Annotated in this window: 19 protein-coding genes, 2 pseudogenes and 1 riboswitch; of the genes and pseudogenes, 14 read left to right on the top strand and 7 right to left on the bottom strand. The window is 70.5% G+C overall.

Translation table 11 applies throughout. The features are described from left to right. The 4 genes and pseudogenes from C1J00_RS13235 to C1J00_RS13220 all read left to right on the top strand — a co-directional run. Window positions 1-767 (top strand): annotated as a pseudogene (locus tag C1J00_RS13235) (ABC transporter); the annotation flags it as partial. Window positions 768-928: 161 nt separating this feature from the next. Beyond that, complete coding sequence (locus tag C1J00_RS13230) at window positions 929-1,816, top strand: FadR/GntR family transcriptional regulator (RefSeq protein WP_180989536.1); 888 nt, start codon at window positions 929-931, stop codon at window positions 1,814-1,816. A gap of 426 nt (window positions 1,817-2,242) precedes the next feature. Continuing rightward, window positions 2,243-3,784: an RNA polymerase sigma factor gene (locus C1J00_RS13225; RefSeq protein WP_102909243.1), complete on the top strand. Its 1,542-nt coding sequence runs from the start codon at window positions 2,243-2,245 to the stop codon at window positions 3,782-3,784. 137 nt (window positions 3,785-3,921) lie between these two features. Continuing rightward, window positions 3,922-4,770, top strand: a complete 849-nt coding sequence (locus C1J00_RS13220) for a serine protease (RefSeq protein WP_102909240.1) — start codon at window positions 3,922-3,924, stop codon at window positions 4,768-4,770. 120 nt (window positions 4,771-4,890) lie between these two features. On the opposite strand, the gene C1J00_RS13215 is transcribed toward C1J00_RS13220, so the two are convergent. Next, on the bottom strand, window positions 4,891-5,115 hold the full coding sequence (locus tag C1J00_RS13215; RefSeq protein ID WP_102909239.1) for a DUF7455 domain-containing protein: 225 nt from the start codon (window positions 5,113-5,115) through the stop codon (window positions 4,891-4,893). 442 nt (window positions 5,116-5,557) lie between these two features. Between C1J00_RS13215 and C1J00_RS13210 the strand changes: the two genes are divergently transcribed. The 3 genes from C1J00_RS13210 (at window position 5,558) to C1J00_RS13200 (ending at window position 10,156) form a co-directional block, all read left to right on the top strand. After that, window positions 5,558-7,681, top strand: a complete 2,124-nt coding sequence (locus tag C1J00_RS13210; RefSeq protein WP_102909238.1) for a DNA gyrase/topoisomerase IV subunit B — start codon at window positions 5,558-5,560, stop codon at window positions 7,679-7,681. 325 nt (window positions 7,682-8,006) lie between these two features. Beyond that, window positions 8,007-8,567, top strand: coding sequence for a DUF485 domain-containing protein (locus tag C1J00_RS13205; protein WP_102909242.1), 561 nt, complete (start codon window positions 8,007-8,009; stop codon window positions 8,565-8,567). Next, window positions 8,564-10,156: a monocarboxylic acid transporter gene (locus C1J00_RS13200; RefSeq protein ID WP_102909237.1), complete on the top strand. Its 1,593-nt coding sequence runs from the start codon at window positions 8,564-8,566 to the stop codon at window positions 10,154-10,156. The genes C1J00_RS13205 and C1J00_RS13200 overlap by 4 nt, the downstream gene beginning before the upstream one ends. Before the next feature lie 73 nt (window positions 10,157-10,229). Here C1J00_RS13200 and C1J00_RS13195 read toward each other — a convergent pair whose 3' ends face one another. The 4 genes from C1J00_RS13195 to C1J00_RS13180 form a co-directional block, all read right to left on the bottom strand. Next, window positions 10,230-10,910, bottom strand: a complete 681-nt coding sequence (locus C1J00_RS13195) for a response regulator (RefSeq protein WP_102909236.1) — start codon at window positions 10,908-10,910, stop codon at window positions 10,230-10,232. After that, window positions 10,910-12,583 (bottom strand): sensor histidine kinase, encoded by a 1,674-nt coding sequence (locus tag C1J00_RS13190; protein ID WP_102909235.1) that lies wholly within the window; start codon window positions 12,581-12,583, stop codon window positions 10,910-10,912. The genes C1J00_RS13195 and C1J00_RS13190 overlap by 1 nt, the downstream gene beginning before the upstream one ends. A 111-nt stretch (window positions 12,584-12,694) precedes the next feature. Then, on the bottom strand, window positions 12,695-13,639 hold the full coding sequence (locus C1J00_RS13185; RefSeq protein ID WP_102909234.1) for a ferredoxin family protein: 945 nt from the start codon (window positions 13,637-13,639) through the stop codon (window positions 12,695-12,697). Between the two features lie 53 nt (window positions 13,640-13,692). Beyond that, window positions 13,693-14,952: a citrate synthase gene (locus C1J00_RS13180; protein ID WP_102909233.1), complete on the bottom strand. Its 1,260-nt coding sequence runs from the start codon at window positions 14,950-14,952 to the stop codon at window positions 13,693-13,695. 110 nt (window positions 14,953-15,062) lie between these two features. Between C1J00_RS13180 and C1J00_RS13175 the strand changes: the two genes are divergently transcribed. Then, the gene (locus C1J00_RS13175) at window positions 15,063-16,223 is read left to right on the top strand and encodes a citrate synthase (RefSeq protein WP_102909232.1); all 1,161 of its coding nucleotides are present in this window, start codon (window positions 15,063-15,065) and stop codon (window positions 16,221-16,223) included. Between the two features lie 271 nt (window positions 16,224-16,494). Next, the gene (locus tag C1J00_RS13170; RefSeq protein WP_102909231.1) at window positions 16,495-17,583 is read left to right on the top strand and encodes a CobW family GTP-binding protein; all 1,089 of its coding nucleotides are present in this window, start codon (window positions 16,495-16,497) and stop codon (window positions 17,581-17,583) included. On the opposite strand, the gene C1J00_RS13165 is transcribed toward C1J00_RS13170, so the two are convergent. Continuing rightward, window positions 17,580-20,033: a DNA gyrase/topoisomerase IV subunit A gene (locus tag C1J00_RS13165; RefSeq protein ID WP_102909230.1), complete on the bottom strand. Its 2,454-nt coding sequence runs from the start codon at window positions 20,031-20,033 to the stop codon at window positions 17,580-17,582. The two genes, C1J00_RS13170 and C1J00_RS13165, sit on opposite strands and share 4 nt — an antisense overlap. Before the next feature lie 284 nt (window positions 20,034-20,317). Here C1J00_RS13165 and C1J00_RS13160 point away from each other — a divergent pair, with 284 nt between their 5' ends. The 4 genes from C1J00_RS13160 to C1J00_RS13145 all read left to right on the top strand — a co-directional run bounded on the left by C1J00_RS13160 (window position 20,318) and on the right by C1J00_RS13145 (window position 25,112). Then, entirely contained in the window at window positions 20,318-21,685 is a 1,368-nt protein-coding gene (locus tag C1J00_RS13160; RefSeq protein WP_102909229.1) for a M16 family metallopeptidase, read from the top strand. Further along, window positions 21,682-23,070, top strand: a complete 1,389-nt coding sequence (locus C1J00_RS13155; RefSeq protein ID WP_102909228.1) for a M16 family metallopeptidase — start codon at window positions 21,682-21,684, stop codon at window positions 23,068-23,070. The genes C1J00_RS13160 and C1J00_RS13155 overlap by 4 nt, the downstream gene beginning before the upstream one ends. Before the next feature lie 192 nt (window positions 23,071-23,262). Further along, a riboswitch (cyclic di-AMP (ydaO/yuaA leader) is annotated at window positions 23,263-23,427 on the top strand. A 12-nt stretch (window positions 23,428-23,439) separates the two neighbouring features. Next, window positions 23,440-24,228 (top strand): M23 family metallopeptidase, encoded by a 789-nt coding sequence (locus C1J00_RS13150; RefSeq protein ID WP_102909227.1) that lies wholly within the window; start codon window positions 23,440-23,442, stop codon window positions 24,226-24,228. A gap of 188 nt (window positions 24,229-24,416) precedes the next feature. Next, a complete protein-coding gene (locus C1J00_RS13145) occupies window positions 24,417-25,112 on the top strand; it encodes a GntR family transcriptional regulator (RefSeq protein ID WP_102909226.1) in 696 nt (231 codons plus the stop codon). Window positions 25,113-25,277: 165 nt separating this feature from the next. Here the strand turns inward: C1J00_RS13145 and C1J00_RS13140 are convergent, their stop codons facing one another. Continuing rightward, a complete protein-coding gene (locus C1J00_RS13140) occupies window positions 25,278-25,559 on the bottom strand; it encodes an HPr family phosphocarrier protein (RefSeq protein ID WP_003993478.1) in 282 nt (93 codons plus the stop codon). Between the two features lie 177 nt (window positions 25,560-25,736). Here C1J00_RS13140 and C1J00_RS13130 point away from each other — a divergent pair. Beyond that, a pseudogene (locus C1J00_RS13130) lies at window positions 25,737-26,059 on the top strand (acyl-CoA synthetase); the annotation flags it as partial.

Raw genomic sequence — 26,059 nt, 5'->3', positions numbered from 1 at the left:
AGATGTGTATAAGAGCCAGCCGCTACGAGATCCGCCGGGCCACCGGTATCGGCACGGGCTTCCTGACCGGGGCCGTCGTGCTCGCCGTGTCCGCGGTGACCGCCGTCGTGCTCGCGCGCATCGGGCACACCCCTCAGCCGCGCCTGCTGGCCGCATGGCCGCGTGAACTGCCCCTGCCGCCCGCGGCGCTCGGCGCTGGACTGCTCGGTGCGCTGGCCTTCGGCGACGAGTTCCGCCATCCCGCCCTGGCGGCGGACCGCGGAACCGTGCCCCGCCGGCTGGGACTGCTGGCCGCCAAACTGCTCGTCTCCTCGGCCACCGCGCTGGTACTGGCCGTCCTGACCGTCGGCTGCGACGCCGAAGTGCTCTATCTCGTCTACGGGCGGGAGCTCGCCCAGGTTCCCGCCGACTGGCTCCCCATGAGTGCGAGCTGGATCGGACTCGTGGTCGGCTGCGCCTGGGCCGGCGTACTCGCAGCAGGTGTCTTCCGGTCCACCACCGCCGGACTCGCCGCCGTGGCCGCCGTCCCCCTCCTCGTCGTACCCGTCGTGCACCAGCTCGTGAACGGACCGTCCGTGCGAACCGCGGCCGGACTGCCCGCGCGGCTGCGAGAGGCCCTCCTGCCGCGATGGCCCTTCGGGGGAGAGCGCTACCTGGAGGCCGCGCTCGATGTGGTCTCCCAACCCGTGGGCGGCGCGCTGACGTTGTCGCTCACCGCGCTGCTCTGCGCGTATCTGCTCACGGGCCTGCGCAGCCGATTCCGGTGACGACTGTCCGTAACCCTTGATCCGGCCATGCCCACAACTCCCCGCAGAACGCGCATTTCTTTCCGATAAGGCGTCAATTGCGACGGGGTGAGCGATCACCCTTTCGTGTGCTTTTCACCAAAGACCTCAAGGGAGTTGGAGACGAGGCCGACAAAGGATGCGTGAGTACCCTTGCGCACACCATGATGACCGCCGCCCGCTCCGCTGACTCCGGCCTCGCGAGCCCGGGCGGACTCGACCGCTACCCGTACGCCGAGGCGCCCGCCGTCGACCGCGTCGGGCTCCCTGCCTGGGACGGCGGGGACCCCGAGCTGGGCCGTGTAGGCCGACGCGCCGCGGGCAGCCGCGGACGCGGGCTGCACGGCCAACTCGTTCAGCAGCTCGGTCAGATGATCGTCTCCGGCGACCTGGGTGCCGATCGCCCACTGGTGCCCGAGGAAATCGGTCAGCGCTTCGAGGTCTCCCGCACCGTCGTCCGCGAGTCGCTCCGCGTCCTGGAGGCCAAGGGCCTGGTGAGCGCCCGTCCGAACGTCGGCACGCGCGTGCGCCCCGTCAGCGACTGGAACCTCCTCGACCCGGACATCATCGAGTGGCGGGCCTTCGGGCCGCAGCGCGACGACCAGCGCCGCGAGCTGAGCGAGCTGCGGTGGACGATCGAGCCGCTCGCCGCCCGTCTCGCAGCCGGGCACGGACGCGAGGATGTCCAGCAGCGTCTTGCTGACATGGTCGAAATCATGGGGCACGCCATGGCCCAGGGTGATGCGCTCACCTTCTCCCGCGCCGACTCGGAGTTCCACTCGCTGCTCATCCAGGTCGCGGGCAACCGCATGCTGGAGCATCTCTCCGGCATCGTGTCCGCGGCCCTTCAGGTCTCGGGCGGCCCGATCGCCGGCTGTGACCGGCCGAACGAGGCGTCCCTGGCGCACCACGGCCGTATCTGCGACGCCCTCGCCGCCGGCGACGGGGCGGCGGCTGAGGCGGCCATGCGCCAGCTCCTCACGGTCCATCCCGAGGTGGAACGGGTCGTGCCCGCCCCGCGCGAGCACTGACCTAGTTCCGCGGGCGGCCCGGCCGGGTGTGCCACCCCCCTCCTGTGGCAGTGCCCGATCGCTGATCCGCCTCCCGTCGGACCTCGTGGGATCCCTGTGATCCTGCGGGGTCCGACGGCGCGAAGGGGTCGAGGCCCGGCGGGGCGCCCTCGGCCGTACCATATATGCCACCTTCTGTCAGTGTCTGACCATTTCTGTTCGCTTACGGGGTGTGACTCGGGCCACGCGGATTGGGCGTAACGCTCGCGGGAAGAACGCGATGACCTAAGAGGTGACAGCCGCGGAGGGAATACGGACGCCGTTCACGGCGCTGTGCATCTTCCCGGCCCCCGCCCGCGCCGTCGGCCCATCCCCAAGCCGGTGGTCGGCTCCTGTCCGCTGTGGACGGGGCCGGAAGCCGTTTTCCAACGTTCCGAGAGGTTGTTCGTGTCGGCCAGCACATCCCGTACGCTCCCGCCGGAGATCGCCGAGTCCGTCTCTGTCATGGCGCTCATTGAGCGGGGAAAGGCTGAGGGGCAGATCGCCGGCGATGACGTGCGTCGGGCCTTCGAAGCTGACCAGATTCCGGCCACTCAGTGGAAGAACGTACTGCGCAGCCTCAACCAGATCCTCGAGGAAGAGGGTGTGACGCTGATGGTCAGTGCCGCAGAGCCCAAGCGCACCCGAAAGAGCGTCGCAGCGAAGAGTCCCGCCAAGCGCACCGCCACCAAGACGGTCGCGGCCAAGGCGGTGACCACCCGGAAGGCCACCGCCACCGCCACGCCGGCGGCGCCCGCCGCCGAGCCGGCCGTCGAGGAGGAGGCACCCGCCAAGAAGGCGGCTGCCAAGAAGACGACCGCCAAGAAGGCGGCCACGAAGAAAACCGTCGCCAAGAAGACGGCGGCCAAGAAGACCGGCGCCAAGAAGGACGACGCCGAGGTCATCGAAGAGGAGGTGCTCGAGGAGGCAGCCCCCGGCAAGGCCGGTGAGGAGCCCGAGGGCACCACCGAGAACGCGGGCTTCGTGCTCTCCGACGAGGACGAGGACGACGCGCCCGCCCAGCAGGTCGCCGCCGCCGGAGCCACCGCCGACCCGGTCAAGGACTACCTCAAGCAGATCGGCAAGGTCCCGCTGCTCAATGCCGAGCAGGAGGTCGAGCTCGCCAAGCGCATCGAGGCCGGTCTGTTCGCCGAGGACAAGCTGGCGAACGCCGACAAGCTGGCTCCGAAGCTCAAGCGCGAGCTGGAGATCATCGCCGAGGACGGCCGCCGCGCCAAGAACCACCTCCTGGAGGCCAACCTCCGTCTGGTGGTCTCCCTGGCCAAGCGCTACACCGGCCGCGGCATGCTGTTCCTGGACCTCATCCAGGAGGGCAACCTCGGTCTGATCCGCGCGGTCGAGAAGTTCGACTACACCAAGGGCTACAAGTTCTCCACGTACGCCACCTGGTGGATTCGTCAGGCGATCACCCGCGCCATGGCCGACCAGGCCCGCACCATCCGTATCCCGGTGCACATGGTCGAGGTCATCAACAAGCTCGCGCGTGTGCAGCGCCAGATGCTCCAGGACCTGGGCCGCGAGCCCACCCCGGAGGAGCTGGCCAAGGAGCTCGACATGACCCCCGAGAAGGTCATCGAGGTCCAGAAGTACGGCCGTGAGCCCATCTCGCTGCACACGCCGCTGGGCGAGGACGGCGACAGCGAGTTCGGTGACCTCATCGAGGACTCCGAGGCGGTCGTCCCGGCCGACGCGGTCAGCTTCACGCTCCTGCAGGAGCAGCTGCACTCCGTCCTGGACACCCTGTCCGAGCGTGAGGCGGGCGTCGTCTCGATGCGCTTCGGCCTCACCGACGGCCAGCCGAAGACCCTTGACGAGATCGGCAAGGTCTACGGCGTCACGCGTGAGCGGATCCGCCAGATCGAGTCCAAGACGATGTCGAAGCTGCGCCACCCGTCCCGCTCGCAGGTGCTGCGCGACTACCTCGACTGAGCAAGGTTGTACGACACGGAAGGCCCGGTCCCCCAGGGGGACCGGGCCTTCCGTGGTGTCGCGTCGCCGCGGGTGCGGGGTTCCGCGAGGTGGATCACTCTGGGTGTCCCACAGACACCACTGAGTGAGGAGTGTGTATGCGTCACCGACTGGCTCGAGCTCTGGTCCTGCCGCTGGCCCTGGCGGCCGCGGTTCCTGCCCTGTCCATGAGCTCCAGCGCCCCTGTGGCGGCTGACAGTGTGGTCATAGGAGGATTCCCCGTCGAGGCGTCCCAGAGCCCGTGGACGGTGGCCCTGTCCAGTCGTGACCGGTTCGGGGGTATGCGCGCGGGGCAGTTCTGCGGGGGGACGGCGGTCGGGCCCTCCACCGTGCTCACCGCGGCCCACTGCCTGGACGAGGAGGTCCTGGGCGGGCCGCCGGAGCGCGTGCGGGACCTCAAGGTCATAGCCGGGCGCACAGACCTGCTCTCGGGCCGCGAGGGCCAGGAGATCGCCGTGCGCCGTACGTGGGTGAACCCGGCCTACGACGGTCTCAGCAATGCCGGGGACTTCGCCGTGCTCACCTTGGCCGAACCGCTCCGGGGCGACTCGGTCATCAGCATGGCGGCCGACGGTGACCCCGCGTACACGGCCGGTGAGACCGCGATGGTGTACGGCTGGGGCGATACCTCGGGCACAGGCGAGTACCCGGACGGTCTGCGGGCGGCACGCGTGCGCGTGCTTCCCGACGCACTGTGCGAGGAGGCGTATCCGGGCGGCGAGGACGGCACCTACGACGCCACGAGCATGCTGTGCGCCGGGGAGGCCGAGGGGGGCCATGACGCCTGCCAGGGGGACAGCGGAGGGCCCCTGGTGGCACAGGGGCGGTTGATCGGGCTCGTGTCCTGGGGGATCGGCTGTGGCCGGGCCGGCAATCCCGGTGTGTACACGCGGGTGTCCGACATCATGCGAACGCTCGGCTGGGCACGGGCTTCGACGGGTGTGTGAGGCGTCCGGCGTGGGCCTAGGCCGACGTGGAGACGAGGACGGGCGGTTGCCTCTGGTGACCAGAGGCAACCGCCCGTTCACCGGCCTGTGCCGGGCTGGCTCGTCGTCGGACGCGAGGCGTCAGCGCTCTTCTTCAGCGGCGGGAGCGGACGTGAGTCGCTCCGTCTCGTCCTGTATCTCAGCGGCGATCTTCTTGAGTTCCGGCTCGAACTTGCGCCCGTGATGGGCGCAGAAGAGCAGCTCTCCGCCGCTGAGCAGTACGACGCGCAGGTACGCCTGGGCGCCGCAGCGGTCGCAGCGATCAGCGGCCGTCAACTGGCTCGCGGGGGTCAGAACAGTAGTCACGTCGCCTCTTCTCTAGCTCGACGAGCTGTCGTACCAGGGTCAACATCCAACCAGCCCCAAAACGTTCCCGCTCGTGGCTTTTCCTCGAAAGAATCTTTGCGAGGCGGCTGTCTGCTGCCGGTTGGCGGCGAATGTGCCGTATTGCGTGTCTATGTGTCTTACGGGGCTTCGCGTCGTATCGGTGGTCGGTCCTCCCGGCTGGGTTGCCGGTTGTTCATGAGGACGTGCCCGGAGCCTAAATGGTTCATGCCTGGAAGGGAACGTGATGTGTACTTCACTCCATCGAGGGATCGAACGCGCATGCGAGTGTGGACTAGCCTGAGTTTCCGACGAGGGTGGCGTTACAACGGCTCTACCAGGCCTGGGTACCCTCTCACCGGTGACCGAAGCCGCGCCCTTACCCACGAGGGCCCCATCTGAAATTCAGCGAGGAGCGAACCGCGTGACCGCCGAGACGTCCGTGCCGTCCACAGCTCTGCTGGCAGGAGCCGACCGGGACGGTTCCAACTACACCGCGCGGCACCTGCTCGTCCTCGAGGGGCTCGAGGCCGTGCGCAAGCGCCCAGGTATGTACATCGGGTCGACCGACAGCCGTGGCTTGATGCACTGCGTCTGGGAGATCATCGACAACTCCGTCGACGAGGCCCTGGGTGGGTACTGCGACCACATCGAGGTGATCCTCCAGGACGACGGCTCCGTCGAGGTCCGGGACAACGGCCGGGGCATCCCGATCGACGTCGAGCCCAAGACCGGCCTCTCCGGTGTCGAAGTCGTCATGACCAAGCTGCACGCCGGCGGCAAGTTCGGCGGCGGCTCCTACGCCGCCTCCGGCGGTCTGCACGGCGTGGGCGCCTCCGTGGTGAACGCCCTGTCCGCCCGGCTGGACGTCGAGGTGGACCGCGGTGGCCACACCCACGCGATCAGCTTCCGGCGCGGTGTCCCCGGCGCCTTCGCCGGGAACGGCGCCGAGGCCAGGTTCGAGGCCAAGAGCGGCCTGCGCAAGGCCAGGAAGATCCCGAAGACCCGCACCGGCACGCGCGTGCGGTACTGGGCCGACCGCCAGATCTTCCTCAAGGACGCCAAGCTCAACCTGGAGACGCTGCACCAGCGCGCCCGCCAGACCGCGTTCCTGGTGCCCGGCCTCACCATCGTCGTGCGCGACGAGTACGGGCTCGGCGAGGGCGGCAGCAAGGGCGAGGAGTCCTTCCGCTTCGACGGTGGAATCAGCGAGTTCTGCGAGTACCTTGCGAACGACAAGCCGGTCTGCGACGTCCTCCGCTTCTCCGGGCAGGGCATCTTCAAGGAGACCGTCCCCGTCCTGGACGACCACGGCCAGATGACGCCCACCGAGGTCACCCGCGAGCTCGGCGTGGACGTCGCAATGCGCTGGGGGACGGGCTACGACACGACGCTCCGGTCCTTCGTCAACATCATCGCCACGCCCAAGGGCGGCACCCACGTCGCGGGCTTCGAGCAGGCCGTGGCCAAGACGATGAACGAGGTGCTGCGCGCCAAGAAGCTCCTGCGCGTCGCCGAGGACGACATCGTCAAGGACGACGCCCTGGAGGGCCTGACCGCGGTCGTCACCGTGCGTCTCGCCGAGCCGCAGTTCGAAGGCCAGACCAAGGAGGTCCTCGGGACCTCGGCGGCCCGCCGCATCGTGAACAACGTGGTCACGAAGGAACTCAAGGATTTCCTGACGTCCACCAAGCGGGATGCCGCCCAGCAGGCCCGGGTCGTGATGGAGAAGGCCGTCTCCGCCGCGCGCACGCGTATCGCCGCCCGGCAGCACAAGGACGCGCAGCGCCGCAAGACGGCCCTGGAGTCCTCCTCGCTGCCCGCCAAGCTGGCCGACTGCCGCAGCGACGACGTCGACCGCAGCGAGCTGTTCATCGTCGAGGGAGACTCCGCGCTCGGCACGGCGAAGCTCGCCCGGAACTCCGAGTTCCAGGCGCTGCTGCCGATCCGCGGCAAGATCCTCAACGTCCAGAAGTCCTCTGTGACGGACATGCTGAAGAACGCCGAGTGCGGCGCGATCATCCAGGTCATAGGAGCCGGCTCGGGCCGGACCTTCGACATCGACACAGCCCGCTACGGCAAGATCATCATGATGACCGACGCCGATGTCGACGGTTCGCACATCCGCACCCTGCTGCTGACGCTGTTCCACCGCTACATGCGGCCCATGGTGGAGGCCGGCCGGGTCTTCGCGGCGGTGCCGCCGCTGCACCGCATCGAGATCGTCCAGCCGAGGAAGGGCCAGGACAAGTACGTCTACACGTACTCGGACCGCGAACTGCGTGACACGCTCATGGAGTTCCAGAGCAAGGGCATCCGCTACAAGGACTCGATCCAGCGCTACAAGGGTCTCGGTGAGATGGACGCCGACCAGCTGGCCGAGACGACGATGGACCCACGTCACCGCACCCTGCGGCGGATCAACCTCTCCGACCTGGAGGCCGCCGAGCAGGTCTTCGATCTGCTCATGGGCAACGATGTGGCGCCGCGCAAGGAGTTCATCTCCAACTCGGCGGCGACGCTGGACCGGTCGCGGATCGACGCGTAGCCGCCACGCCGGGCTGTCGCCGGGGCACGGCCGACCGGGTCTCACGCCCGGTCGGCAGCGGCCCGGCCTGCATATGGATCTCCGCGGCGTCACGAGGCCCGGCACGCGCTCCCCCCTGCTCGGCTGCGCTCGAGCAGGGGGACCCACATGCCGCAGCACGGCGCGAAGGGCCAGGTGGCTTCGGCCACATGACCGTTCACGGCGCAGGCCGCAGACGCCGCTCCTTCCTCCACGGATATCCATCAGAAGCCCCCTGGTCACCTGATGGGGTGAAGTGTGCAGGGAAGAAGAGTCGCGGATCTTCCCGTTCTGTCCATCCTTGGGCATGCAGCCAAGCAAGGGCCGTCCCCGCGGCGCCGGGGCCGACCAGGAGAGCCGGGTCCAGCCTCTCGACGGCCAGGCCCCGGTCCCGGCCGAGGAGGCCGGACAGCTCAGGTACGACGATCCCTGGTACGACGCCCTCGCCTCCGGCTGGGGCGAGTCGTCCGGCGACGGGGCGCAAACTCAACCGATGGTTCCGTCGGCACGGACGGAGGGCGAGACGGGCGCAGCGGCGGCCGACGTGTACCTGGAAGTGCAGCGCAGTGCGGCCTTTCAGGAAGTGCGGCGGCGGTACCGGAGGTTCGTGGTGCCGGCGTCCGTGGCGTTCTTCGCCTGGTACGTGGGCTACGTCGTGACTGCCACGACGGCACCGGAGCTGATGGCGCGGCCCGTGGCGGGAGCGGTGAACGTCGCGATGGTGGCAGGGCTCGGGCAGTTCCTGTCCACGTTCCTGCTCACCTGGGCCTACGCGCGGCACGCGCGGCTGCGCAGGGACCGAGCCGCGCTCGAACTGCGGTGGGACACACAGGAACTGACACGTGGCGTGAGCGGTGGTGGGTCGTGACGGGGGAGCATCAGACGCTGGCGCTGCTGCTGTTCAGCGCGTTCGTCGCGGTCACGCTGGGGATCACCACATGGGTCAGCCGCAACCGGCGCGGCTCGGCGGAGGAGTTCTACGCGGGCGGGCGGCTCTTCTCCCCCATGGAGAATGGTTTTGCCATCGCGGGTGACTACATGTCGGCCGCCTCCTTCCTGGGGGTGACCGGTCTCATCGCGCTGTTCGGTTACGACGGGCTGCTGTATGTCGTGGGCTTCCTCGTGGCGTGGCTGGTGGTGCTGTTCCTGGTCGCCGAACTGGTCCGCAACTGCGGCCGGTTCACCCTCGCCGACGTCGTGGCGGCCCGAATGAGGGAACGGCCGGTACGGATCGCGGCGGGAACCTCCTCGGTCACGGTTTCCGTTCTGTATCTGGTGGCGCAGATGGTCGGCGCGGGCAGCCTGGTGGCGCTGCTGCTCGGAGGCACGAGCGACGCGGCCCGCGCCTGGACGGTCATCGGTGTGGGCGCTCTCATGGTGATCTATGTGTCGCTGGGAGGGATGCGCGCGACCACGTGGATCCAGATCGTCAAGGCTGTTCTGCTGCTCGGCGGCACCATCGCTTTGACGGTGCTCGTCCTGATGCGCTTCCACGGCGACCTGAACCGGTTGCTGCTCACGGCAGCCGAGCGCAGTGGGCACGGCGGGGCGTTTCTGGTGCCGGGGTTGAAGTACGGCGGGGACTGGACCGCACGCTTCGACTTCATCAGCCTGGGGCTGGCCCTGGTGCTGGGTACGGCAGGACTGCCGCACATCCTGTCGCGCTTCTACACCGTGCCCACCGCGCGCGCCGCGCGCCGCTCGGTCGTCTGGGCCGTCGGGCTCATCGGCGGCTTCTACCTGATGACGATCGTGCTCGGATTCGGTGCGGCCGCCATCCTGGGGCCGGACGCGGTACGCGGTTCGAACGCGGCCGGGAACACGGCGGTTCCGCTGCTGGCGCTCGACCTGGGCGGTGGTGCGGGATCCACCGGCGGGACGGTTCTCTTCGCGATCGTCGCCGCGGTCGCCTTCGCCACGATCCTCGCCGTGGTCGCCGGCATCACGCTCGCGTCCTCGGCGTCCGTGGCCCACGACCTGTACGCCTCCCTGCGGCGCCGGGGCGCGATGCCGCGCAGCGAGGTGGCGGTGGCCCGGATCGCGGCCGTCGGCGTCGGAGCGGTGGCGATCGCGCTCGGTCTGCTGGCGCGGGACCTCAACGTGGCGTTCCTGGTCGGTCTGGCGTTCGCCGTCGCCGCGTCGGCGAACCTGCCGGTGCTGCTCTACTCGCTGTTCTGGCGCGGCTTCACCACACGGGGTGCCGTGTGGGCCGTCTACGGCGGTCTGGTCCCGGCCGTGGTGCTCGTGGTGCTCTCACCGGTGGTCTCGAGTAGCCCCGACTCGCTGTTCCCGGGCATCGACCTCCAGTACTTCCCGCTGCAGAACCCGGGTCTGGTCTCGATCCCACTCGGCTTCCTCGCGGGCTGGCTGGGCACGGTCACCTCGACGGAGGTACCGGACGAGGTCAAGCACGCGGAGGCAGAGGTGCGGTCGCTGACGGGAGCGGGAGCGGCGTAGAGGCGGTGCCTTCGATGGCACGGTCGGAACGCAGCCGTCACCGGGCTCGTGACAGCGCCGACGGGCTGTCTCGTCAGCTGCGGGTCGCCCACTCATAACGGTGTTCAGGGCGGCCCGCGTCGCCGTACTTGAGGGTCAGCCTGGCCCGTCCTGTTCGCTCCAGGAGCTTCAGGTAGCGCTGGGCGGTCTGTCGGCTCACTCCGGTCCGCTCGGCGATCTCCTGAGCGGACAGGGGCCCGTCCGCGTGCATCAGGGACTGGCGGACCAGCTCCGCGGTGGTGGGGGAGTGACCTTTGGGCAGGTCCGGCTCCGACGACGCCGACAGGGCCCCGAAGATGCGGTCCACCTCGGCCTGTTCCGCCTCTCCACCGCCGTCCAGGGTGCGGCGCAGCTCCGCGTAGGCCTCCAGCTTGGCGCGCAGGCCGGCGAAGGCGAACGGCTTGACCAGATACTGCAGTGCGCCGTGCCGCATCGCCGCCTGCACGGTGGAGACGTCCCGGGCGGCCGTCACCATGATCACGTCGGTCTGGTCCCCGCGCCGCCGCATCTCCTGGACGACCGAAAGCCCCGTCGCATCCGGCAGGTAGTGGTCCAGGAGCACCAGGTCCAGCCGGGGCAGCGTCTCCAGCCGGTGCAGCGCCTCCGCGGCGCTGTGGGCCTCTCCGGCGACATGGAAGCCCGGTACCTTCTCGACGTAGGCGGCGTTGACCCGCGCGACTCTCATGTCGTCGTCCACGACCAGGACCTCGATCATCACGACCCCTCCTCGGCGGTCTGCGGTGCGGACGGCACGGTCGATACGGCCGGTTCGGGACCCGCCCCGGCCAGCGCCTCGGGCAGTACGACGGTGAACTCCGCGCCTCCGCCGTGCGCCTCGCCGACCGTGGCGCTGCCACCCTGCCGCTCTGCCAGTCTGCGCACCAGGGAGAGTCCGATACCCCGCTCGCGGTGGGCCGGCGGCTTCTTCGTGGACCATCCCGTGGTGAAGACCAACTCACGGTGCTCCGGCGGGATTCCCGGCCCCGTGTCGCGCACCCTGAGGATCGCCGTACGCCCCTCGGCGCGCAGTTCGACCTCCACGCGCGCGTGCGGCTTGCCGGCCACGGCGTCGAGGGCGTTGTCCACCAGGTTCCCCACGACGGTGACGAGCCCCTGCGGGTCGACCAGCCGGTCGGGCAGCCGGGTCCGGTCCGACACCCACAGGGCGACGCCCCGCTCGGCCGCGACGGTCGCCTTGCCGACCAGCAGGGCGGCCAGCAGCGGATCCTCGATCCGCTCGGTGACCTGCTCCGCTGTGGCCCGGTGGTCGCCGACCACCTCGCCGACGAAATCGGCGGCGTCGTCGTACATCTCCAGTTCGAGCAGCCCCAGAAGCGTGTGCATCCGGTTGGCGTGCTCGTGGTCCTGGGCGCGCAGGGCGTCGATGAGACCGCGAGTGGAGTCCAGTTCGCGGCCCAGTTGCTCCAGCTCGGTACGGTCGCGCAGCGTGGCCACGGCGCCGCCGTCGTCGGTGGGCATGCGGTTGGCGACCAGCACCCGTTGGCCGCGTACGGTGAGCAGATCCGTGCCGGTGACGCGTCCGGCCAGCACATCGGCCGTACGGCCCGCGCCGAGCGCCTCGTCGGGAGAACGGCCGACCACCGCTTCCCCGATGCCCAGCAGGCGTTGTGCCTCGTCGTTCACGAGACGGATGCGGCCGGCGCGGTCGAGGGCGACGACGCCCTCCCGGATGCCGTGCAGCATCGCCTCGCGTTCCGACAGGAGCGCCGCGATGTCCGAGAAGGCCAGGTCCCTGGTCTGCCGGTGGACTCGCCGGGAGATGAGCCACGCTGCCAGCGCGCCCACGGCCAGGGCACCGCCGGCGTACGCGAGCAGCCCCGGGATCGCGTGGATCAGCCGGGCCCGGACGCTGTCGTAGGCGATGCCGACCGAGACCGCGCCGATGACGGTGCCGTCGCTGTCGCGCAGCGGCACCTTGCCCCGGGCGGAACGGCCCAGGGTGCCGCTGTCGATCTCCATGACCTCTTTGCCGGCCAGGGCCTGGCCGGGGTCGGTCGAGACGATGCCGCCGATCTGCTTCCGGTCCGTGTGCGACCAGCGCACGCCCCGCCAGTCCATCACCACGATGTACTCGGCCTTGGTGGCCTTGCGTATCCGCTCCGCCTCCTGCTGCACCGGGCCGTCCGGCGAGGGCGGCGTGTCCCGGAGGTCCTTCGCGAGATCCGGCAGCTGCGCGGTCGTCTGCGCGATCGCGAGCGCACGGCGCATGGCCTGGTCGTCGAGCTGGTTGCTGAGGGGTGCGAGGAACAATCCGGTCGCGAGCACCGCGACTCCCGCGGCGATCGCCACCTGCATCAGAAGCACCTGCGAGAACACCCGCCGGGGCAGGCCGAGGCGCAGGCGGCGCGCGGGGGGAGTGGGGCTCATACCCAAGACCGTACGTGCGGCCGGCCGCCTGCCCTAGGCGGGTGTGGCGTGGATCTCCGGATCAATGTGTGCAGAGGTGGCATCAATGTGTGCCGGAAGCGGGCCGGACGGTCAGCCGGCCAGTGCCGTGGCCACCCTCATCTCGCGCACCGCCACCACGTCCATGCGTGCGGGGGAGCCGAGGACGGACGCCCCGCAGCTCTCGGGGCGGGGCGGCAGGGCCGCGCCTTGGGCCACTTCGATCTGCCAGCGGCGTCCGTCGGCGTGCGCGACGGTCACTTCCCAGCGCGGGGCCGCGCCGGAGGTCCGGACGACGCTCAGGGCCTGAGCGTCGTATTCGCCGACTCTGGTGCGCACGGCGAGCTCGGCGGCCTGACCGGGCCGGTCCCAGGCCGAGCTGCCCCGGCACCCCTCCACGACGATCCGCCCCTCACGGGCACCGCGCAGGACCTCCCTGAGGGAATGGGCCTCCGCCCGGCCGTACGCGTATCCGTACGGCAGCACGAGCACGGTGGGGGAGAAGCGGTGACCACCCAGATGGGTGACCTCCCAGACGCCCTCGACTCCCGACGTAGCCAGCTCGGCCGCGAGGGGCCGGCCCAGGAGGGCGCAGCAGCGGTCGCGCTTGCCGTTGGTGCAGACGAGGGCGAGCGGATCACCGTCGTGGGACCGGCCGTCGAGCACCGCGCCGAACGAGCGGTGGTCGCCCCGGCCGAGTGCGGCGAAGTCGAGGCCGAGCAGTTCCCCGGGGTCCGAGGTCGAGGCGCTGTGCAGCCATACGCTTCCCGGGACGACGTGCGCGGCGTACACCCGGCGCGCGGCGGGCATGCGGCGGTCCGCGTGGCGCCCGGGGCGGCGGATGAGCGCGATCCGTACGCCCGTGTCCTTGGCGGCCGCCTCCAGGGCACGCCCCAGGGCGGGGTCCAGGTGGCTCGAAGTGAGCGCCTTGGCGCCCCACGGACCGGGCTGTTCCAGCAACAGCCAGGTCCTGGCGGTGGCCGCGGTTCCCGAAACGGGCTCGGCGAAGTCCCGGGAGACGCTTGAGCACGTACTCACAGAGGTGAGCCTAACCTGACTTCGGTCGGGGCGGCTTTCGGGTCCGGCCTGCGCTACTCCGGCAGTGGCTGCGGCGGCCTCGGGCCTGTGTAGAGACCACTCGGGCGCATCCGCAGCGGGCGCTCGCCGTACTCCTCCAGGGCGTGGGCGATCCAGCCCGCCGTCCGGGCCACGGCGAAGATCGTCTCGCCCGCGCTCGGGGCCATGCCGCAGGACGCGGTGAGCACGGCCAGGGCCAGGTCCACGGTGGCGTGCAGGGGGGCGTGACGGGCGGTCGTCTCGACGATGTCGCGGGCGGCGAGGAGAGCCGGCTCCGCGCGCGGGATCTGCTCCAGGAGAGCGAACAGGGCCCGCGCGCGTGGGTCCTCGCCGTGGTAGAGCCGGTGTCCGAGGCCCGGGATGCGGCGGCCGGCGCGCAGTTCGTCCGCGATCACGGGTGCCGCGTCGCCCTGGTCGAGCACGTCCTGCAGCAGCCGGTGCGCGTGCCCACTGGCCGCCCCGTGCAGCGGGCCCTCGATCACGCCCAGCCCGGCGGAGACCGCCGCGTACGGGTGGGCACGGGCCGACGCGGCGACGCGCACGGCGAGGGTGGAGGCGGCCAGGTCGTGGTCGACGAGGAGGGCGAGGGCGGTGTCCAGGGCGCGCAGGGAGGCCTCGTCGGGGTCCTTGTGCACCGACAGCCGGGACCACAGGCGATGGGCCAGAGGGCCCTCGTCGCGGCGCCGGTGGCCTGCCGGCGGCAGAGCGGCCACGAGCGTGGGGATGAGGGTGCGCGCGGTGCCGAGCACGGCGCTCTCGGAGAGGTCGAACCGCAGCGGATCGGCGGTCGCGGCGGCGATCGTCGCGACCCTCAACAGGTCGGCGGGAGCGGCGTGCTCCGGCAGCGCGTCGACGGCGCGGCGGGCGACGGCGACGGATGCGGAAGGCGCGGTGAACGTGCTGCCCGGCAGCATCCGGCCCGTCCACAGCCACTCGGCGACCTCCTCGTAGGTGTGCCGGGTGGCCAGGTCGACCGCGTCGACACCGCGGAAGAAGTAGCGGTCGCTCTCGATGAGCGTGATGCGGGTGCGGACGGACAGCTCGCCGCCGGAGCCGGAACTGCCGACGCCCTCCCGCCTGTTGCGCCGGGCGAGGGACTCGACCTCCCCGGCGTCGAAGGTGCTGCCCCGGCCGCCGCTCACCCGCCGGCTGCTGAGCTGGCCGCGGCTCACGTACGCGTACACGGTCTCCGGCTTCACACCGAGCAGCTCGGCGGCCTCCTTGGTGGTCAGCCGCCGTTCCGTGTCCTGGGGGGCGGGTTCTTGATCGCGCATGGGGGTCACCGTATCCGTCTGGCGGATCATTGACTGCTGCATTGATTTAATCAATATTGACAGGCATTTAGTCAATCATGGACAGTCGAATCAAGTCCAGGGAGGAACTCATGTCCGTCAACAGGTCAGCAGCCACTCTCGTCGAAGCGCCTCGGGGGCTTGCCGGTGTCGTCGTCGCCGACACCCGGATCGGGGATGTCCGCGGTCGGGAGGGCTTCTACCACTACCGCCAGTACTCCGCCGTCGACCTCGCGCGGACGCGCGGCTTCGAGGACGTCTGGCACCTGCTCGTGCACGGCGAACTGCCGGACGCCGAGCGGAGCGTGGCCTTCGCGGCCGAGACCGCCGCGCTGAGGCGCCTGCCCGCCGAGGTGCGAGCGGCGCTGCCGGCCATCGCCGCGGCCGGCGCACGCTCCGGGCCGCTGGCCGGGATGCGTACCGCGCTGTCGCTGCTGGGGGCGGCGAAGGGCTTCCGCCCCGTGTACGACATCGACGCCGACCGGCGCCGGAGGGACACGATCGAGGCGGCCGCGGCCGTACCGACGCTGCTCACCGCGCTGCACCGGCTGGGTCAGGGGCTGGAACCCGTGGAGCCGCGCGAGGATCTCACCTATGCGGCGAACTACCTGTACATGCTGACCGGTTCGGTACCGACCGAGCGGCATGCGCGGGCGATCGAGCAATACTTGATCTCAACCATTGACCATGGATTCAATGCATCCACCTTCACGGCCCGGGTCATCGCGTCGACGGGCGCGGACGTGGCGGCATGCCTCGCCGGGGCGGTGGCGGCGCTGTCGGGTCCGTTGCACGGGGGCGCTCCCAGCCGGGCTCTGGACACCTTGGACGCGATCGGCACCCCGGACCGTATCGATCCCTGGGTGCGTCAGCGGGTGCTCGCCGGTGAGCGCATCATGGGGTTCGGACACGCGATCTACCGCACGGAGGACCCGCGGTCCCGGATGCTGCGCGAGGTCGCCCAGGGGTTCGGCGGACCGCGGGTGGACTTCGCCGTCGAGGTCGAGCGTCACATCGAGGCGATTCTGGCGGAGCTGAAGCCCGGCCGGGAACTGCACACCAACGTCGAGTACTACGCGGGCGTGGTCATGGAACTCTGCGGTCTGCCTCGCGAGATGTTCACACCGACCTTCGCCGCCGCCCGGGCGGTGGGCTGGAGCGCCAACATCCTGGAGCAGGCGGAGGACACGAAGATCATCAGGCCGGTGGCGCGGTATGTGGGACCGGAGGCGCCGGCGCCTGTGCCCGGCTGAAGCAAGGCGCCCGCCGGGTGGGGGGCTTGGAGGCGGAGCGCGTCGCCGAGCATCACTCGGCGTGGGCGGGGAGGCAGAGAAGAAGCGCACGGAGAGGAGCGACGGTCGCACGAACCGGCGCCACGCCCAACGCATGCCCAGCGCGAGTGCTGCCGACAATCGTTCACTTCGGCATGGATCTCCCGGCTCGTATCCTGGTGCGGCATCCCCATTCCCCACGTGTGCCGGGAACGCGAGCCGGTGCACGCGTCGGCGCGAGAGAGGTCGCACGGTGAGCCAGCCGAGCCCGAAACCGCAGCAGATCCCGGTCGTCGTCCTGGCCGGATTCCTCGGCTCGGGAAAGACCACCCTGCTCAACCACCTCCTGCACCGCAGCGGCGGCAGCCGTATCGGCGCCCTCGTCAACGACTTCGGGTCGATCGAGATCGACGCGATGGCCGTGGCGGGAGCGCTCGGCGACTCGACGGTCTCCCTGGGCAACGGCTGTCTGTGCTGTGCCGTCGACGCGAGCGAACTGGACCAGTACCTGGAGCGGCTCGCGGAGCCCTCCCTCGGCATCGACGTCATCGTCATCGAGGCCAGCGGTCTGGCCGAGCCGCAGGAACTCGTGCGGATGCTGCTGGCCAGCGAGCATCCCGGGATCGTGTACGGAGGGCTCGTCGAGGTCGTCGACGCCGTCGAGTTCGACGACACTCGTGCCACACATCCCGAGATCGACCGGCACCTCGCGCTGGCCGACCTCGTCGTCGTCAACAAGCTCGACCGGGCGGCGGACGGCGAACGTGTCCTCGGGCTGGTCCGGTCCTTGGTCGACCGCGCCGCTGTCGTCCCGGCCACCTACGGCCGGATCGACCCCGAGTTCCTCTTCGACTGCCGCCCGAGCGAGGAGCGCATCGGGCAGCTGTCCTTCGACGACCTGCACGAGCACGGCGAAGATGACCACGACGACCACGTCGGCCACCTGCACGCCGCGTACGACAGCCTGTCGTTCGTCTCCCGGGAGCCGCTCGACCCGCGTCGGCTGATGACGTTCCTGGACAGTCGGCCCGAGGGGCTGTACCGGATCAAGGGCTACATCGACTTCGGGCCGTACGACGTCCGCAACCGCTACGCCGTCCACGCCGTCGGGCGGTTCCTGCGCTTCTACCCGGAGCCCTGGCCGGCCGGCGGCGAGCGCCTCACCCAGCTGGTCCTCATCGGCTCCGGGATCGACGCGCCCGCCCTCGGCAAGGAGCTGGAGGCGTGCAGGAGCGAGGCCCCACATGCCGACGAGCACGGCATGTGGGGCGTCCTGCGGTACGTGCGCGACCCCGAGGAGGACGCCGCGAACCCGGCCCGGACCGGCACGGTCACCGCCTAGACCGGCCCGGCCACCACCGCCACCGTCTTCGCCAGGGACACACCCGAGCCGTCGCGGCGCGGGTCGATGTCAGGGAGGTCGGCCGGGGTGCCGTTCTTCTGCGCCGCGAGGGCGGGGACGGGGCCCGCCCAGGCCAGGGACAGACAGTCCTCGCCCTTCAGGAACCGCTGGCAGCGGACGCCGCCCGTGGCGCGGCCCTTGCGCGGGTACTGGTCGAACGGGGTCAGCTTGGCCGTCGTCTGGACGGAGTCGTCCAGCGTGCCCCGCGAGCCCGCGACGGTGAAGACCACGGCGTCCACCGCCGGGTCCACCGCGGTGAAGGAGATGACCTTCGCGCCCTCGGTGAGCTTGATGCCCGCCACACCGCCGGCCGGGCGGCCCTGCGCGCGGACCTGGGACGCCTGGAAGCGCAGCAGCTGTGCGTCGTCGGTGACGAAGACCAGGTCCTCCTCGCCGGTGCGCAGCTCGACGGCGCCGACGATCCGGTCGCCCTCCTTGAGGGTGATCACCTCGAGCTCGTCCTTGTTGGCCGGATAGTCCGGCACCACGCGCTTGACGACGCCCTGTGCCGTGCCGAGTGCCAGGCCCGGCGACGACTCGTCGAGCGTGGTCAGACAGACCACCGTCTCGTCGTCCTCCAGGGAGACGAATTCCGCCAGCGGCGCGCCCCCCGCGAGGTTCGGCGCCGTCAGCGACTGCGGAAGCTGGGGCAGGTCGACCACGTTCAGCCGCAGCAGCCTGCCCGCCGAGGTGACCACGCCCACCTCGCCGCGGGCGGTGGCCGGCACCGCCGAGACGATCACGTCGTGCTTCACGCGCTGGGCGTCGGCGTCTTCCGTGAAGGGCTCGCCGTTCGCCGTCCGGGCCAGCAGACCCGTCGAGGACAGCAACACCCGGCACGGGTCGTCGGCCACCTGCAGCGGCACGGCCGCGACCGGGGCACCGCCCGACTCCAGCAGGACCGTACGCCGGTCGGTGCCGAACTTCTTGGCGACCGTGGCCAGTTCGCCGGAGACCAGCTTGCGCAGCTCCGCGTCCGAGTCGAGGATCCGGGTCAGCTCCTCGATCTCCGCGTTGAGCCGGTCCTTCTCGGACTCCAGCTCGATGCGGTCGTACTTGGTCAGACGGCGCAGCGGCGTGTCGAGGATGTACTGCGTCTGCACATCGCTCAGCGAGAACTGCTCCATCAGGCGCTGCTTGGCCTGCGCGGAGTTCTCGCTGGAGCGGATCAGGCGGATGACCTCGTCGATGTCCAGCAGGGCCGTCAGCAGACCCTCGACCAGGTGCAGCCGGTCGCGCTTCTTGCCGCGGCGGAACTCCGAGCGCCGCCGCACGACGTTGAAGCGGTGGTCGAGATAGACCTCCAGCAGCTCCTTCAGACCCAGCGTGAGCGGCTGGCCGTCGACCAGGGCCACGTTGTTGATGCCGAAGGACTCCTCCATCGGCGTCAGCTTGTAGAGCTGCTCCAGGACCGCCTCCGGCACGAAGCCGTTCTTGATCTCGATGACCAGGCGCAGGCCGTGGGCGCGGTCGGTGAGGTCCTTGACGTCGGCGATGCCCTGGATCTTCTTCGAACCGACCAGGTCCTTGATCTTGGCGATGACCTTCTCGGGGCCGACGGTGAAGGGCAGTTCCGTGACCACGAGGCCCTTGCGGCGGGCCGTCACCGGCTCCACCGACACCGTCGCCCTGATCTTGAACGTGCCACGGCCGGACTCGTAGGCGTCCCGGATGCCGGACAGGCCGACGATGCGGCCGCCGGTGGGCAGGTCGGGGCCCGGGACGTGCTTCATGAGGGCGTCGAGATCGGCGTTCGGGTACCTGATCAGATGGCGGGCGGCGGCGATGACCTCGCGCAGGTTGTGCGGCGCCATGTTCGTCGCCATGCCGACCGCGATGCCCGAGGCGCCGTTGACCAGGAGGTTCGGGAAGGCGGCGGGCAGGGCCACCGGTTCCTGCTCCTGGCCGTCGTAGTTGGGGTTGAAGTCGACGGTGTCCTCGTCGATCGACTCCGTCATCAGGCTCGTCGCCTCGGCCATCCGGCACTCGGTGTACCGCATGGCGGCCGGCGGGTCGTCGTTGCCCAGCGAGCCGAAGTTGCCGTGGCCGTCGACCAGGGGAACCCGCATCGAGAAGGGCTGGGCCATGCGCACGAGGGCGTCGTAGATGGACGCGTCGCCGTGCGGGTGCAGCTTGCCCATCACCTCGCCGACGACACGGGCGCACTTCACGTACCCGCGTTCGGGGCGCAGGCCCATATCGCTCATCTGGTAGACGATGCGGCGGTGCACGGGCTTGAGGCCGTCGCGTGCGTCCGGCAGGGCTCGGGAGTAGATGACCGAGTACGCGTACTCGAGGAAGGAGCCCTGCATCTCGTCGACGACGTCGATGTCGAGGATCCGCTCCTCGTACGAGTCGTCGGGCGGCGTCTTCGTGCTGCGGCGGGCCATCGCTGCCGGCTCCTCCTGTTACTGGTCACTCGCCTACGGGACGCTCGTGTCGGTGACGACCGCCCCTGCGGCTCGCTCTGCTGCTGCGATCCGGATCTGACGCCGACCATTGTGGACCTCCGCACTGACAACCGGGACCAGGACCCTGTCCGGGACGCCTCGCGTGCTGTCCGGGACCAGGTCGCCGCCGGGAACTTCACCAGGGCTTCGCACGCTTGCATACAGTGGCAGGACCGGCAGGAAACCGCGGTTGTGAAGACCGCTCCGCGATCGAAGGGACGTACATGCCCATGGGTCACACGGCCACAGCCCAGGCAGGCTCCGGGGGCCTGACAGCGACCGAGCACCGCCTGGCCAACGGCCTGCGCGTGGTGCTCTCCGAGGACCACCTGACCCCGGTCGCGGCGGTGTGCCTCTGGTACGACGTCGGCTCGCGCCACGAAGTCAAGGGGCGCACCGGTCTGGCTCACCTTTTCGAGCACCTGATGTTCCAGGGTTCCGCCCAGGTCAAGGGCAACGGCCACTTCGAGTTCGTCCAGGGCGCGGGTGGCTCGCTGAACGGTACGACCAGCTTCGAGCGGACCAACTACTTCGAGACCATGCCCGCCCACGAGCTGGAGCTCGCCCTCTGGCTGGAGGCCGACCGCATGGGCTCGCTGCTCACCGCGCTCGACGACGAGTCGATGGAGAACCAGCGGGACGTCGTCAAGAACGAGCGCCGCCAGCGCTACGACAACGTCCCCTACGGCACCGCTTTCGAGAAGCTGACCGCGCTCGCCTACCCGGAGGGCCACCCGTACCACCACACCCCGATCGGCTCCATGGCCGACCTGGACGCCGCGACCCTGGAGGACGCGCGCGCGTTCTTCCGCACCTACTACGCGCCGAACAACGCCGTACTCTCCGTCGTCGGCGACATCGACCCGGAGCGGACCCTCGCCTGGGTCGAGAAGTACTTCGGCTCCATCCCCGGTCACGACGGCAAGCCCGCTCCGCGCGACGGCTCGCTGCCGGAGACCATCGGTGAGCAGCTGCGCGAGGTCGTCGAGGAGGAGGTCCCGGCGCGCGCCCTGATGGCCGCCTACCGGCTGCCGCACGACGGCACGCGCGCGTGCGACGCGGCCGACCTGGCCCTCACCGTCCTCGGCGGCGGCGAGTCCTCCCGCCTCTACAACCGGCTGGTGCGGCGCGACCGTACGGCCGTGGCGGCCGGCTTCGGCCTGCTGCGGCTCGCCGGGGCGCCCTCCCTGGGGTGGCTGGACGTGAAGACGTCCGGTGACGTGGAGGTTCCTGTCATCGAGACCGCCATCGACGAGGAGCTCGCCCGGTTCGCCGAGGAAGGCCCCACGGCGGAGGAGATGGAGCGCGCCCAGGCCCAGCTGGAGCGCGAGTGGCTGGACCGGCTCGGCACGGTCGCCGGCCGCGCCGACGAACTGTGCCGGTACGCCGTGCTGTTCGGCGACCCGCAGCTCGCCCTGACCGCCGTCCAGCGTGTGCTGGAGATCACGGCGGAGGAGGTCCAGGAGGTCGCCAAGGCCCGCCTGCGGCCCGACAACCGCGCGGTGCTCGTGTACGAGCCCGTCACCGACGAGGACGCCACCGAGGACACCGCAGCCGCGGCCGGCGACGAGAACGAGGAGGCGGCCAAGTGACCGAGCTCGCCACGATGGACTTCCACTCCCGGCCGCAGGCGGGCGACGCCAAGCCGTGGGCCTTCCCCGCCCCCGAGCGCGGCACGCTCGACAACGGCCTGACGCTGCTGCGCTGCCATCGCCCCGGTCAGCAGGTCGTCGCCGTGGAGGTCCTGCTCGACGCCCCCCTGGAAGCCGAGCCGGCCGGACTCGACGGTGTGGCCACGATCATGGCCCGGGCCTTCTCCGAGGGCACCGACAAGCACTCCGCCGAGGAGTTCGCCGCCGAGCTGGAGCGCGCGGGTGCCACTCTCGACGCGCACGCCGACCACCCCGGCGTCCGGCTCAGCCTCGAGGTGCCGGCCTCCCGGCTCGCCAAAGGACTGAACCTGATCGCCGACGCGCTGAGGGCGCCGGCGTTCGCCGACAGCGAGGTCGAGCGGCTGGTCGCCAACCGCCTCGACGAGATCCCGCACGAGCTGGCCAACCCCTCCCGCCGCGCCGCCAAGGAGCTCTCCAAGGAGCTGTTCCCGTCGGACGCGCGCATGTCGCGGCCCCGGCAGGGCACCGAGGAGACGGTCGCCGCGATCGACTCCGCGGCCATTCGCGGCTTCTACGAGAAGCACGTCCGTCCCGCCACGGCCACCGCCGTGGTCGTCGGCGACCTCACCGGCATCGACCTCGATGCCCTGCTCGGGGACACCCTGGGTGCCTGGACGGGCTCCTCGGCCGAGTCCCGTCCCGTGCCGCCGGTTACCGCCGACGACACCGGCCGGGTCGTCATCGTGGACCGCCCCGGCGCCGTCCAGACGCAGCTGCTGATCGGCCGGGTCGGCCCGGACCGGCACGACCGCGTGTGGCCCGCGCAGGTGCTCGGCACGTACTGCCTCGGCGGCACCCTCACCTCCCGTCTGGACCGCGTCCTGCGCGAGGAGAAGGGCTACACCTACGGTGTACGGGCGTTCGGCCAGGTCCTCAGGTCCGCTCCGGACGGCACGGGTGCCGCGATGCTCGCCATCAGCGGTTCCGTCGACACGCCCAACACCGGCCCCGCTCTGATCGACCTCTGGACGGTGCTGCGCACCCTCGCCGCCGAGGGGCTGACCGACGCCGAGCGGGACGTCGCCGTGCAGAACCTGGTCGGGGTGGCTCCGCTGAAGTACGAGACGGCAGCGGCGGTCGCGAGCACGCTGGCCGACCAGGTCGAGCAGCACCTGCCCGACGACTACCAGGCCACGCTGTACCGTCAGCTCGCCGCGACCGGCACCGTGGAGGCCACCGCGGCGGCCGTGAGCGCCTTCCCGGTGGACCGTCTGGTGACCGTCCTCGTCGGTGACGCGGCGCAGATCAAGGCGCCCGTGGAGGCTCTGGGCATCGGCGAAGTCACCGTCGTCGCCGCCGAGTAGCCGCACGCGCGCGTAGGGGCCCTGGTTGTCTTCCAAGGCACCAGGGCTCCCTTATGCCCGAATTGATACAGAGGTTGCCTGTCTGCCCTGTGGGATGCGCTACAAACACCGGGATTCGTTTGGGAATTAAAAGTGGCGCCGCTTAGCGTCGTCCGGGCTGTTCGTCAGGCAGTGCGCCGCATCCGCGGCACCGGACAGTCATCGCCGAGTCCCCGTACGGCGCGAGCCAGGGGAGCCGGGGACCCATCGAAGTCCCTGGGGTGAATCGGGCGCCCGCGCGAGCCGCGAGGGAGTCCGTAGGAGACCTTCCTGCTCCGAACCCGTCAGCTAACCCGGTAGGCGAGAGGGAAGGAAAGGACCAGCCACTACATGGCGTTCACTCGCGCCACCGGGAAGCACCGTCGTCCCAGCAAAATCCAGCGCGGCACCGCCCGCGCCGCGGGCGTCGCGGCCCTCGCCACCACCGGCGTGATCGGTACCGTGGCAGCCCCCGCGGCCTTCGCCGCCGAGCCCAGCGCCGAGCAGACCGGCCTCACCCCGGTCGTCACCATGGGCGACACCGTGGCCCAGCAGATCGACGCCCAGGCAGTCGCGCAGCAGCAGGCCGCCGACGAGGCCGCCGCCAAGGAGAAGGCCGAGGAGGCCGCCCGCAAGCACGCGGCCGAGGCGGCGAAGAAGGCCAAGCAGGCGGCCGAGGAGGCCCGTGAGGTCAAGGAGCGTGCCGCCCGCGAGGCCGAGCGCAAGCGCCTCAACACCTTCGTGTCCCCGATCTCCGGCTCGTACGTCTCCACCAGCTATCAGGCCAGCAGTGGCCTGTGGTCCTCCGGCAGCCACACCGGTGTCGACTTCCACGCCGCCGCCGGCACCTCCGTCCACGCGGTCGGCGCGGGCACCGTCGTCGAGGCCGGCTGGGGCGGCTCGTACGGCAATCAGATCGTGATCAAGATGAACGACGGGACGTACACCCAGTACGGCCACCTGTCCTCCGTCGGCGTCTCGGTGGGCCAGCAGGTCACCCCCGGCCGGCAGATCGGCCTGTCCGGCGCGACCGGCAACGTCACCGGGGCGCACCTGCACTTCGAGGCCCGTACGAGCCCCGAGTACGGCTCGGACATCGACCCGGTCGCCTACCTCCGCTCGCACGGCGTGAACGTCTGACCGGAACCTCAGCGCTGTCCCCGAAGCCCCGGCTCCCCGAGCCGGGGCTTTCGGCGTTTCCTGCGGCAGCCTGTCCAAAAAATATCCCTGGATTCCCGCTTGCCGTCGGAAATTCCGGCTCATTGCAATAGAGTCACGGAACGGGCGCCGCTCGTCGGCGTTTCACGGGAATTAAGGGGAGGTCGGTCATGCGTATTCCCGCGCACTCGGTGTGCACGGCCATCCGGGACGACATCGTCGCGGGCGTCCACGGACGCGGCAGCCGGCTCACCGAGGAACTCCTCGCCCGCCGCTACGGCGTCTCGCGGGTGCCCGTCCGGGAGGCGCTGCGCACTCTGGAGGCCGAGGGCTTCGTGGTGACCCGCCGGCACGCGGGCGCGTGCGTCGCCGAACCCACCGAGCAGGAGGCGGGCGACCTGCTGGAGATGCGCATGCTCCTGGAGCCGCTCGGCGCGGCCCGCGCCGCCCAGCGCCGCACCGAGGCGCATCTGAAGGTCCTGCGCGGCCTGGTCAGGCTGGGCCAGGAGCGGGCCCGCCGCGGCAGCAGCGACGATCTGCGCTCCCTCGGCGGCTGGTTCCACGAAACGCTCGCCCAGGCCTCCGGCAGTCCCGCACTGACCTCGATGCTCACCCAGCTCCGCCACAAGATCGCGTGGATGTACGCCGTGGACGCGCCGGTCAGCCCGGTGGAGTCCTGGACGGAGCACGGCGCGATCGTGGACGCGGTGGCGCGCGGGGACGGCGAGCGCGCGCGGGCGGCAACGGCGCTGCACGCCGAGCGCGCGAGGGGTGCGCACCGACTGCGTTTCCCCTCCGGCAGGGAGCCCGCGGACCATGTGAGGAACTCGCAACATCCCGTAAACACGGCGAGCCCGCGGCATTAACACGGCGGCCGTATACAAAGAGCAGCCAATTCGTGCGGGTCTATTTCCCTTGCCTGGAAACTGGAAATTCCAGAATCCGGCCCCTCGTCGATAGGGAATGGCGAAGGGCTCGCCCGGCGAATGCGGACGAGCCCTTCGGTGTGCGCCGGATCGGCGCACGGGACATCAGACGGTCTCGGGCAGTTCCTCGAGACCCTCGGAGACCAGCTTGGCCAGCCGGTCCAGGGCGGCGTCCGCGCCCTCGGCGTCGGAGGCGAGGACGATCTCCTCGCCACCCTGGGCGCCGAGGCCCAGGACGGCCAGCATCGAGGCCGCGTTGACGGGGTTGCCGTCAGCCTTGGCGATCGTCACCGGGACGCCTGCGGCCGTGGCGGCTCGGACGAAGATGGAGGCGGGGCGGGCGTGGAGACCCTCGGCCCAGCCGACGTTGACGCGGCGCTCAGCCATGTGTTGCTGCCCTTCGGTGTTCAGGGTTGTCTAGACCAGTTTCCCATATCGTGAAGCCTGCCGGAGCGGCCCTCGAAGACCGCCCCGGGGTGCCGTCGGATCGCGGCCTCGACCCGACTGACGCCCTCCACAGACTGCCTCGCGCCACTGTCGGACGCTAGCCGTACTCTGGGGCCCATGCAGACCTCGCCGGACCGGCACGAGTATCCCGCCCACTGGGAAGCCGACGTGGTGCTGCGCGACGGAGGCACCGCGCGCATCCGGCCCATCACCGTTGGTGACGCCGATCGCCTGGTCAGCTTCTACGAGCAGGTCTCCGACGAGTCGAAGTACTACCGCTTCTTCGCGCCGTACCCTCGCCTGTCCGCCAAGGACGTCCACCGCTTCACGAACCACGACTTTGTGGACCGGGTGGGACTCGCGGCCACGATCGGCGGCGAGTTCATCGCCACCGTACGCTACGACCGGATCGGCGCGGACGGAACGCCCGCGTCCGCACC

The sequence above is a fragment of the Streptomyces cahuitamycinicus genome, assembly GCF_002891435.1.
GTDB lineage: Bacteria > Actinomycetota > Actinomycetes > Streptomycetales > Streptomycetaceae > Streptomyces > Streptomyces cahuitamycinicus.
Note: the sequence above shows the minus strand (reverse complement) of the source record. Positions and strands in the feature narration are given on the sequence as shown.

Excerpts from the sequence above, each read along its gene's own strand:
- C1J00_RS13220 (WP_102909240.1), top strand. The coding sequence starts at position 3,922 with ATGCGTCACCGACTGGCTCGAGCTCTGGTCCTGCCGCTGGCCCTGGCG.
- C1J00_RS13205 (WP_102909242.1), top strand. The coding sequence starts at position 8,007 with ATGCAGCCAAGCAAGGGCCGTCCCCGCGGCGCCGGGGCCGACCAGGAG.
- C1J00_RS13195 (WP_102909236.1), bottom strand. The coding sequence starts at position 10,910 with ATGATCGAGGTCCTGGTCGTGGACGACGACATGAGAGTCGCGCGGGTC.
- C1J00_RS13190 (WP_102909235.1), bottom strand. The coding sequence starts at position 12,583 with ATGAGCCCCACTCCCCCCGCGCGCCGCCTGCGCCTCGGCCTGCCCCGG.
- C1J00_RS13180 (WP_102909233.1), bottom strand. The coding sequence starts at position 14,952 with ATGCGCGATCAAGAACCCGCCCCCCAGGACACGGAACGGCGGCTGACC.
- C1J00_RS13175 (WP_102909232.1), top strand. The coding sequence starts at position 15,063 with ATGTCCGTCAACAGGTCAGCAGCCACTCTCGTCGAAGCGCCTCGGGGG.
- C1J00_RS13165 (WP_102909230.1), bottom strand. The coding sequence starts at position 20,033 with ATGGCCCGCCGCAGCACGAAGACGCCGCCCGACGACTCGTACGAGGAG.
- C1J00_RS13160 (WP_102909229.1), top strand. The coding sequence starts at position 20,318 with ATGCCCATGGGTCACACGGCCACAGCCCAGGCAGGCTCCGGGGGCCTG.
- C1J00_RS13150 (WP_102909227.1), top strand. The coding sequence starts at position 23,440 with ATGGCGTTCACTCGCGCCACCGGGAAGCACCGTCGTCCCAGCAAAATC.
- C1J00_RS13145 (WP_102909226.1), top strand. The coding sequence starts at position 24,417 with ATGCGTATTCCCGCGCACTCGGTGTGCACGGCCATCCGGGACGACATC.
- C1J00_RS13140 (WP_003993478.1), bottom strand. The coding sequence starts at position 25,559 with ATGGCTGAGCGCCGCGTCAACGTCGGCTGGGCCGAGGGTCTCCACGCC.